The following is a 9,907-nucleotide window of genomic DNA, read 5'->3' as shown; positions in this document are numbered from 1 at the left end:
CGGTGGGCCAATAATCCTTCCCCCACGTCCACCATGGGGGTTTGGGGAATTGCTTGGTGAAAACCCATGGTTCGACCTCGGACTTAACGTCTGCCTTGCTTATGCTGGGCAAAAAAGAAGGGACTGCCAGCAGGCAGAGAACAAATGCCGCCATAACACCGATCCAAATCACATAATTTTTCTTCCAATCCATTTAAATCCTCCTTTTGGTTAAAGTCCTTTTCCTGGGTCTTACCTTTCCTGGGCCTTACCTTTAATCAACTCAAGGCTCGAGAGAAGTGGATCATATTTCCGATATCGCAGTGACAGATGTCGTATTAAAGGTTTAAATAGACCGCGTCACCTTCTCTGGCCTTGTCCGTGATCTTGATTCCAATTTCGTCGCCTGTTTTAGCCTCACTGATATCCTCATTTTCGATCTGCATGGATTCAACGGACTGTGTAAAGTTCGTGGTTGCCCCTTCAATGGATATGGTATCCCCCACTTTGAGGGTGTCTGTAAGTTTGATCGCGGCAACGCTGATCTTGCCAAAGAAATGCGTTACCTCCCCGATGAGCTTTTTTTCTGATGCTTGTTCGTCGGTCATTTTAAAGAACCTCCTTTGAAACATTTATTTTCCAGTGTTAAAAATATAACTATCCTCCAAGCCGATCGAAACATCAAGTCTCTTGACCAGGCTTTTTTCATTTTGAGACCGGAAGAAAAACTCGTTACAGACCAATGATCCATGCGTAATCCCAAGCTCAGTTGACTGTCCGTTACAATAATCGAACTTAAGGAAAAAATCTTCACGTATATCCGGCTGAATCGCTCTTACTTTAGAAAGAGAAACTAGAATTTGTCAAGGATTTCTTCCTCTGTGATCTTTGGTTGAATTGAATTTTGAATACCTTCAAAGCATCTGGAAAGGGCTCAGTCGGTTTTCTGAAGTGACCATTTACCTGATGCCGGTTCAGGAAGAACAAGGCGAAGGTAATCAGAGCGAGTGAATCCTGGGATGGATGAACGAGCAGCAAGCGTAAGGAAACCGGCCGAACTCTCATGAAATTATTGGAGTCGTCCATGTTTTAAGACTCTAGACTGGCAGGTGATTTTTTCCATTGACGTCTCTAGGGCGAGGTGATAATTTACCTAAATCGGCGGCATAGCCAAGTGGCTAAGGCAGCGGTCTGCAAAACCGTTATTCACCGGTTCGAATCCGGTTGCCGCCTCCAAAGAAAACAAGGGGTTGGGTTAACAGGGCCTGACCTCTTTTTTTTATCCAGAAAAATGCAGTTGACATTTTTTTAAAGGCAATTTTCAGCTGCATTGCAATTTGGCCTCATCAACCCAAATCATGCGCAAGCTCAATGCAAAATATTATAGCGGAATAAGGCAGGAGGATGAAATAAGCCCCCCTGCCTTGTTCCTTGTCTTTCATCTAACTCCTGGTCGGTAATTAAGGCATAAATCACTTACAGGGTACGTCTTTTATCCAGCCATTGATAAAGTCATTGACAATTTTCAGCGAAAACTTTTTAGCCGTTTCATCAGTCATGTCCTCAATCTCCTGAAGTATATCTTTAAAGACATACTCCCGCTTGGTCATGAAGACTTTGAGCTCAGAGCTGCCCGGTTCGGATGAGGCGTCCAGGTTCAGCGTTTTTACGCCGTCCTTTTCGTTTGACCAGGGCTTCCAATCCGGGATTTTGGCTTTCCCGTTCGGGTTGCCCGTATGGAGAAACTGAGCGTAGTAGGTCCTCATGGCCTTGGCCAGCGCCTCTCTGGCCGCCTTAGTTTCTTTGGTAATTGACCGATTTTTAGCCCAGATATCGAAAGTAGCGTTATAATTGAAATACGCGATTTCATTGGCATGTGCGGCCCCGAACACAAACTCCACGTCAGTGCCTTTGGCGCCGCCCCACCGGAAGTCATAGACGTACACGTCCTTCTGGTGTTTGCGCAATAAGCGGGCTGCTCTATGCCCCTTGAGCGCCTGCCAGATCTTGCCACCCATGGCATTGGTCAAGGCATAACTCTTCTTTTCTTCAGCGTTCAAAATATCGTCTACTTTTTTCGGTCTCTTTTTAGAAGTAATTCGCCACAGCTTGCCCCACTTCTTTTTGGGGCCTCTGCCGAGGAGCATCCAGAGGCTGTATTCGTTCTTGTTCCCACCTATGATGATAGGCACTTTGGTGTAGTCACCCGATTCGATCATACAGAAAAAAGGATCCTTGATAAATTTCCCGTCAACTATAGTGCGAAAGTTGACACCACGGGGTGCGGCCTTGATAAGGTCCTGGGTTTTAACCGCCCTCAGATCCTTGGCCAACTGTTCCCCTTCAGAGGTGAGGCCCAGCTTTTTTACATATCCGACTGAGTAATTTTTTGCCTCTGCAAGCGTCATATTGCTCGGACCGGGAGACTGGCATATGGCCTTATGAAAAAGTCCCCTGGCCTCTTTGATAATCAGCAGACCATAGATATTACCAGCCCCTGCCGACTCTCCGGCTACAGTCACATTATGAGGATCGCCGCCAAAGGAGGTAATATTTTTCCGGACCCATTTCAGGACCTGGATCTGATCCAGAATGCCGTAAATGCCTGAGTCATCCAGGGCGTTGCCCGTGTTCAGAGCGTCATGTTTGAAAAAACCAAAGGGGCCCAGCCTGTACTGTATTGCCACAGTTACAACATTGGCGTCTTTGGCAAAATAATTCAAATCAACCGCCCTGCCGGCTTTATTACTGCCGCCGTGGATCCAGACATAGACCGGTAAATTCTTCTCAACGGTATCTGGACGATAAATATTCAGGAAAAGACAGTCTTCGCAACCCTTGGCTCCCTGGGTGCAGATGGAACCGGATTTTTTTGTTTCCATCACCCCGGTCCAGCTTTCCGGCTCTCGAGGCGCTTTCCAGCGCAGGTCGCCCAATGGGGGTTTGGCATATCTGACCCCTTCCCAGGCAAGAATTCCCAGCGATTTGTCTACTCTGCCTTCTATCTGGCCGCCTGTTGTATTTCGGACCACGCCATCGAGTACTTCAAGCTTTGGGATTGGCTCCAGGTTATATTTGATTGCATCAAGATGGGCGCAACCTGCGACCAGCATGACAACTGCCGCCAAAGACACGGCAGCAGTCAGCAGAAAAATTTCAAGGGTTTTACTCCGTTTTAGATTTCCTGATTTCATGATTCCTCCAGTGTTGTCCTGAATTATGCGGCAACTACCCCGTAATCCCCGCTGTTAACGTTTTAACACTATCTTTTATTTTAAACAGAGCTTTCAGCCGACACGAAAAACGCCTTGATCTCCAGCTAAATAACTATTTCTCGATAAATTTCAAGAAGATGACCATAATTATCCCCTTATTATTCAGGGAATCAGGGGTGCCCGTCCTTGAACCACATGGGATGCGAATACCATAAACCCTGCCTGCCTTTCAGGTAAAGCTTTGTGTTCCATCCCATGACACACTTGCGGTAGGCGGTTGCGGTCATGTTCCACCAGAGCCAGGCGTCCTCATAATTTTCATAGACCACTTTTTCCAGTTCAAAATAAATCTTCTGTCTCTTCTGAAGGTCTATTTCCTTTCGGCCGGCTTCAATAAGGGCCATGGCCTTCTCGTTGTTGCTTCTTCCGAAATTAAAGCCGCCTTCCGGCATATAAAGCCCGGTGGGCATATGGTCCGGGTCAAAGATCCAGCCCCAGCCGCCCGCGGCGAAATCATACTCCAAATTCTTCATGCGATCTGATATGGCAGCCGGTTCCAGCAGGTCCACCTTCCATGTTACGCCCACCTGGGCCAGCATGTTCTTGATGGCTTCGGCGACGTTCATGGAGTTGGTGTCGTTGCCCATGTATCCTTTAACTGTCAGCCCATCAGGATACCCGGCCTCGGCCAAAAGTTTCCTGGACAGCTCCGGATCATACTTGACCGGTTTGAGTTCCGGATTGTGGGTCCAGTGGTCATCCGGATACATGCAGGAAGCGATCCGGCCCAGGCCGAACTGGGTGCCTTCGACCAGGGCTTTGCGATCTAGGGCGTGGGAGATGGCCTTGCGAACCCGGATGTCTTTGCACGGGCCCTTTGCCAGATTGAACCGCATGGCTGCGACGTGGTTTTGAGGATATACGTAGATCTTCAGCTTGGATTCTCCTTTGACTATGTTGTACTGAGACCTGTCAAGCCCCATCCCGTCAATCTTCCCGGCCCTCAAGTTTGCCAGCCGGACGGACGGGTCCGGAATAACCGTGGTGATGAGTCCGTCGAAATACGGCATTTCCGGACGCCCGATGCTGGGTCCAAGCCACCAGTTTGGATTTCTCTTCAGCTTCACGTAATTGCCAGGGCTGGCCTCCTCGAACATGAACATGCCGGACCCGACCGGGTGGACGTCCAGACTCTTGGCGCCCTCGGCTATCTTGGCCGTGGCCCTGGCCTTTTGCTCCAATCCGGCCGCTTTTTTCTCCGCATCGAATGCGGCTTTTTTGTCCTTTTCTGTTCCAGCTTGCGCCTTTTTCTTCAGGGTGTCTGCTTTTTTACGAGCCCTGACCGCCTTTGTCTCTAGCGACTTCAGTTCGCTGAGCGCGGAATCCGCTTTGAGTGCTTTGGCCGAAATGGGATAACCCGGCACGTTCGCGAGAATGCCCCAAAATCCGGCCCACGGTTTTTTAAAGTGAAAATTAAGGGTGTAGGCGTCAATCACTTCCGTCGACTTGAGCGGCTTGAGCAACGCTCTGGACCAGCAGCCGTTCTTTTTATTTTTAATCCAGTCAAGCTGGTACTTGAAGGATTCAGCATTGAAATCCGAACCGTCGTGAAACTTCACGCCCTTTCGCAATTTCACGACCGCGGTGAGGGGATCCAGAAACTCCCAGTCCACAACCAACCATGGAATCGAAGGCATGTAGTTCCCGTCCGAATAAATGACTATTTCATATATATAGGTCATGGTTACCCAATCATTGACCGGCCAGTGATTGGGGTTCATCAGCCCGATATACCGGACCGCGGCCCCGCGGTAATATCCGCCCCGCTTCGGCTTGGACGGCTCATAGTCCTTTCCCCAGGTCCACCAAGGGGGTTTGGGAAACTTTTTAGTGAAAGTCCAGCCGGGATAGGATTCCGTCTCCTTGCCCGCCGCCGGGGCGGAGAAAACGGCCATTGTAATAAAGATGACAGCAATGCAAAGTATTCCATGTCGCACGAAGTTACTTTTCAAACCAAACATAGCTTCTCTCCTTCATTGATGAAACGCTTGATGAAATACGGGGTTTTATTTTTTATGGAAGAAATTTTAAAACCATTAAATACGATTGATGGTCAATGTCAACCTGAATTATGCGGTGACTAGTTCGTAACCTTTGCCATCTGATTTTATGTAAAAAACTTGTTGCATAAGATTCGTCTAGGAGTGAACTTTTATTAAAAATTTCCCCCCAATCTGAGGGCCTGCTTTTGCATCCATTGGCAGGTATAGGCCTTGTGGAATTAATAGTAACAATTGAATTGAGAGGCTTTTAAGTGAGTTGAAAGCGGATTGTTCTGTTGTGGATTCCCGCTCTCAAAGGCATAAAACATTTTATACTCGAAAGTGGAAATCCAAACTTCTAAATAGATTTGGATAAAAATGATAACGCTCTGTTAACTATAAAACTTTTTCATTTCTAAAATTAGTTCATGACTAAGCTCTTCACGAATTCAATCGCTTCGTCCATGTCAGCCCAGGGATGCGCGGCTGTATAAACCCATTTGCCATCCTTATAAACGGACACTACAAAGGTGGTGATAAGAGTAGACCCCTGATGTATCCACTCCATTTCAGTGAAATAGGCCTTGGTACCATCTTCCAGCTCGATTTCTTCGTTGGAAATGATTTCCACTTCGCTTTTCTGACTTTCAGCCAGTCCTTTTGAATAGGCTTCGCCTGCATCTTTCAAGGCCACGCCTTCCGGAATATCGGCCACTGAAACCTGAATTGTTACACCATCCGGCATTTTCATCGCAAAAACCTGTTCCGGTGCATCAGTCTTGATTTTAGCGCTGCCATCGGGATAAGTTACCGTAAAAGCTGGGGGACCAGCATATTTAAACTCCGCTGCATTGGAAAAGGTTGGAAGCACTATGATCCCCAGCGCCAACACCAAAGCAACACAAATAACACTCGAAAGTTTCCTCATCGATCTTTCCTCCTCTTCTGTTACTAATGATGATAAAAAATTGCTATAGTTTTTGTTATTTGTCAACCATAACCAACAAAGAAATAAAACTTCTTGCGCTTTAAAAAAATCTCCAACAAGATGCCTTTGTGAGTTTGCCAGGCCGCATATATTAATTTTTTCTATGGTTTAAGATCCCTCCTCGATAAAAAGACAAAGGATTTACTTACTGCGTCTCTGCTCGTTAATCCTGTCAAAGAGGTCACAGGCCTCTTTACGAAGATGCGTCAGCACCCTTATCTCGCTTCCTAATTCGAGGCACTGGTCCGTATCCTTGTCGTAAGGCGGCCAGTTTGCCAGATCAGGCCCATTGGGATCACCGGTGGCCGCGAACCTGGTCCAGTAGGTGCGCATTTTTTTAGACAGGATATGGTCTTCCTCGGTAAATGGAATATTGGCTTCCAGGTCATGACCGAACGCGTATCGTATATCTATACCGTGGAACGAACCAAACTGGCCAAGTGAAGTCGGCCGGTGATGGGTGAAAAAATAAAGATAGACCTTGGATTTAACCTGGGCCATATCCCGGGCCGTGGCCCGAGCCGCTCTGGTCCAGACGGCGTCTGTCATGAACCTGTTTAAGGCTGCAAGGAACTCGTTATCCCCAAACTCAGCATAGAGCGGAAGGACCTCCCGGTGGTGTTTTGGGAAAAAGAATTTAACCGATCGAGCCAAACCTCCAGCCCTGGACTTGAACATCCTGAGGAATATGCTGGCCTCGTCCTTGTTCGAGCCAATAATCAACGGGACATCATGCTGCTTTCCGCTTCTGTAAAGCTTGACCGGATCGTCTGGAATCACCCAGCCGTCAATGATCGGTCCGGCCGTAAGGCCGTTATCATCTGAAGTCGAAGCCGGTGCGGGTGGGGAAAGTAAAGGCGCGGTCTTGGGCTCAGCGGCTTCGAGGATTTCAATCGCGGGTTTTTTTCTAAAATCAGCCAGGGTTTTACAGCCGAGTTTCTTGGCCAGGCGCTGGCCTTCCTCTTCCATGGGCGGCAGGCCGTCCCGGGATTCAGTCAGATGACCGATAGCCCGGTAAAGCGAACCGCTCTGAACGATGCCCCGGTGAAAGAGTCCTTTGGCCAAAGGGGAGACCATTAAAAAGCAGACGCTTCTGGCTCCGCCCGATTCACCAAAAATCGTGACCCGGTCCGGGTCCCCGCCAAAGGAGGCGATATTATTTTTTACCCATTTGAGGGCCGCGATCTGGTCCAGGAGACCGTAATTACCCGAGACCTTGTGCTCCGACTCCTTTGACAACAGGGGGTGGGCCAGGAAGCCGAACGGGCCGAGCCGATAATTTATGGTCACCAGCACCACGCCGTCCCTGGCCAGGACTTCACCATCATATGTGTCTGTTGTGGCGCTACCCATGTAGAAGCCGCCGCCATGGATCCAGACCATGACCGGGAGTTTAGCGTCCTGACTTTTAGCGCCTGTCCAAACATTGAGATAAAGGCAATCCTCACTTTGCTCCCCAAAGTCCCGGCCATAGGGTTCTGGCATTTCGGGCTGAAGGCAGCTGAAGCCAAATTCGGTAAAGGCCTGGACACCTTCCCAGGCCTCAACCGGCTGAGGCTCTCTCCAGCGAAGGTCTCCCACCGGCGGCGCGGCATAAGGAATGCCTTTGAATACATAAACAGCTTTATTTTCACCCGCGGCGAAACCCGTGATCAGCCCTGATTCAATCTTGATCGGTTTGGAAAAAACACTTTCTGAATCATTCATAGATAGCCCCACAATCCTCGTGCTGACGACAAGGCTAAACACGACAGCCAGGATCAAACACGATTTTATTAATGTCCTGGAATCTGACATCGGCCGACCCTATCTTTTCTTGGATAAACTGGAGAAGTAAATGATCCGCTGGGTTGGCATCTGTTTATAGTTCCATTCCGCTCTAATGGCTTGAATATGCACCGATTCCCACAAAGGCACGAACCAGGCGTCCCGCCACAGTATCTGGATGATCTCATCAATGATCCGGCCTCTTTTGACCTGGTCAAATTCTGCCGCCTGCTTCTTGACCAGTGTCTCGACCTGTTCATTTTTCCCGTGGACAGCCCAGGTTCCTTTATAACTAACGCAATTCTGCAACCAGGTCGCGGCAGGGTCATGACCTCCAAAGCCGGCGCCCCACCCGACCATACCATCCAGAGTCTTTTTTATTATTTTTTTCTTAACCACCGGGCCGGACACCTGGACTCTTTGGATTTGGATACCAATGTCTCTCCATTGTTGTAGCATGGCTTCAACATAGGGCTGAGGGTCTGAAGAGACGTAAAACTTTGTTTTAAAACCATTGGGATAGCCAGCCTCAAGCAGCAGTTTCCTGGCTTTTTCCGGATTGTATTCATAGAAAGGAACGTTCGGGTTGTATCCTATCCCTCCCCGACCGACGAGTGTGGTTTTATGTTCTTTGCCTGTAAGATAATTTTTTATAACGGCTTCAACGTCAAGGGCGTAATTCAAGGCCCTTCGCACACGAATATCCATATACGGGTTGGGTTTCTCAGTAATCGGCGCTTTGGCTTTTCTCGCCCGCTTCGATTTCCGGGGAGGCCTCCAGTTGAACATGATAAATCTTGGCGCATTCTTGTGGGTATAGAAAAGCCGAATATCTGGGTTTTCACTCACTGCCGCGGCCGAGTCCGGTGCGATCATGGTCCCGTGAATCTCGCCTGTTTTCAGGGCGGCCATTCTGGTCTGCTCCTGCGGAATGGACCTCAAGATAACGGTCTTGACCTTGGCCGGTCCCTTTGAACCGGGTTCGGGCGACTGGTTCCAGTAGTCCAGGTGGGCCTCCATGGTCAGTGACTCCCCGATTTTGCGTTTGGTGATCTTAAAAGGACCGGTCCCCACAGGTTTTTTCCCGAAAGCGTCGTCGCCGATTTTTTCAATATAATTTTTAGGCACAATGAATAACCAGCGCATGATGGACAAAAACGAGGCGTCAGGCTGGTTGGTATGGATAATAACGGTATAATCGTCCGGCGTCTCAACATTTTTAATCAGCCTCTTCCAGAGGCCGGTGTTGGTCGAGCGGAACTTGGGATCAATCTTGCCCATCTGCCTGTAAGCGGAGAATTGAACATCAGCCGCAGTGAGCAGGTCTCCATTATGGAACTTTATGCCTTTACGCAGATTAAACTTCCAGGTCAGCGGATCAATGGTTTCCCAGGATTTGGCAATAACGCCTAAAAGATGTGAGTCAAGGCCGCTCGGACTGACAGGTGTTTGAAAAACATAAACAATAAAACTACTTCCTCCGTACCCCTTCTTTTGCGGGTCAATGACCGGATACTCATTAGGTTCAGCAAAGATAAAGGTCCCTTCAACCTGTGGCGAAGCTGCCTCTAGATTCGCTCCTCCACCAGTAAAAACCAGAAGTGAAGCGATAATAAACAGACAGCCTGCTCCCAATAACGGGTTTCTTTTGTACATTGGTCATCCCTCCTCTTTTTAATATTTGTAATTTGATGAAAAGAGTTATTAAGACAAAAATGATGCTACTCCCTTAACAGTACAACCATTTGTTATGATATTCTTTCTGTCCATTATCCTCCTGTTGATGTGCGCTGCGCATGGGAGAAATCTAATGCCCGCCTCATCCTTGGCTATGTATAAAGAAAGGCGTCTTTCCTTTCTTGAGATCAACGGCAGGCAGACTATTTGAATACATTGAAGTCAATCCCGCGTTGACG

General features: G+C 48.4%; 6 protein-coding genes and 1 tRNA gene. 1 reads left to right on the top strand and 6 read right to left on the bottom strand.

The features are described 5' to 3' along the window. Window positions 1-317 precede the first annotated feature (317 nt). Entirely contained in the window at window positions 318-587 is a 270-nt protein-coding gene (locus JRI95_14375; GenBank protein ID MBW2062728.1) for a translation elongation factor-like protein, read from the bottom strand. A gap of 552 nt (window positions 588-1,139) precedes the next feature. On the opposite strand from JRI95_14375, the gene JRI95_14370 reads away from it, so the two are divergent. Beyond that, a tRNA-Cys gene (locus tag JRI95_14370) sits at window positions 1,140-1,215 on the top strand. Window positions 1,216-1,451: 236 nt separating this feature from the next. Here JRI95_14370 and JRI95_14365 read toward each other — a convergent pair. The 5 genes from JRI95_14365 to JRI95_14345 form a co-directional block, all read right to left on the bottom strand. After that, the gene (locus tag JRI95_14365; GenBank protein MBW2062727.1) at window positions 1,452-3,173 is read right to left on the bottom strand and encodes a carboxylesterase/lipase family protein; all 1,722 of its coding nucleotides are present in this window, start codon (window positions 3,171-3,173) and stop codon (window positions 1,452-1,454) included. 191 nt (window positions 3,174-3,364) lie between these two features. Then, window positions 3,365-5,215 (bottom strand): hypothetical protein, encoded by a 1,851-nt coding sequence (locus JRI95_14360; GenBank protein MBW2062726.1) that lies wholly within the window; start codon window positions 5,213-5,215, stop codon window positions 3,365-3,367. A 442-nt stretch (window positions 5,216-5,657) separates the two neighbouring features. Further along, complete coding sequence (locus tag JRI95_14355; protein MBW2062725.1) at window positions 5,658-6,164, bottom strand: hypothetical protein; 507 nt, start codon at window positions 6,162-6,164, stop codon at window positions 5,658-5,660. A 201-nt stretch (window positions 6,165-6,365) separates the two neighbouring features. After that, on the bottom strand, window positions 6,366-7,931 hold the full coding sequence (locus tag JRI95_14350; protein MBW2062724.1) for a carboxylesterase family protein: 1,566 nt from the start codon (window positions 7,929-7,931) through the stop codon (window positions 6,366-6,368). A gap of 99 nt (window positions 7,932-8,030) precedes the next feature. Continuing rightward, a complete protein-coding gene (locus JRI95_14345; GenBank protein ID MBW2062723.1) occupies window positions 8,031-9,647 on the bottom strand; it encodes an ABC transporter substrate-binding protein in 1,617 nt (538 codons plus the stop codon). Window positions 9,648-9,907 lie beyond the last annotated feature (260 nt).

This window comes from Deltaproteobacteria bacterium (assembly GCA_019308995.1).
Lineage (GTDB): Bacteria > Desulfobacterota > Desulfarculia > Adiutricales > JAFDHD01 > JAFDHD01.
The sequence above is the reverse complement of the archived record's forward strand: the minus strand, read 5'-3'. Positions and strand labels throughout refer to the sequence as shown.

Coding starts and splice junctions, on each gene's coding strand:
- JRI95_14360 (MBW2062726.1), bottom strand. CDS start 5,215: ATGTTTGGTTTGAAAAGTAACTTCGTGCGACATGGAATACTTTGCATT.
- JRI95_14350 (MBW2062724.1), bottom strand. CDS start 7,931: ATGAATGATTCAGAAAGTGTTTTTTCCAAACCGATCAAGATTGAATCA.
- JRI95_14365 (MBW2062727.1), bottom strand. CDS start 3,173: ATGAAATCAGGAAATCTAAAACGGAGTAAAACCCTTGAAATTTTTCTG.
- JRI95_14375 (MBW2062728.1), bottom strand. CDS start 587: ATGACCGACGAACAAGCATCAGAAAAAAAGCTCATCGGGGAGGTAACG.
- JRI95_14355 (MBW2062725.1), bottom strand. CDS start 6,164: ATGAGGAAACTTTCGAGTGTTATTTGTGTTGCTTTGGTGTTGGCGCTG.
- JRI95_14345 (MBW2062723.1), bottom strand. CDS start 9,647: ATGTACAAAAGAAACCCGTTATTGGGAGCAGGCTGTCTGTTTATTATC.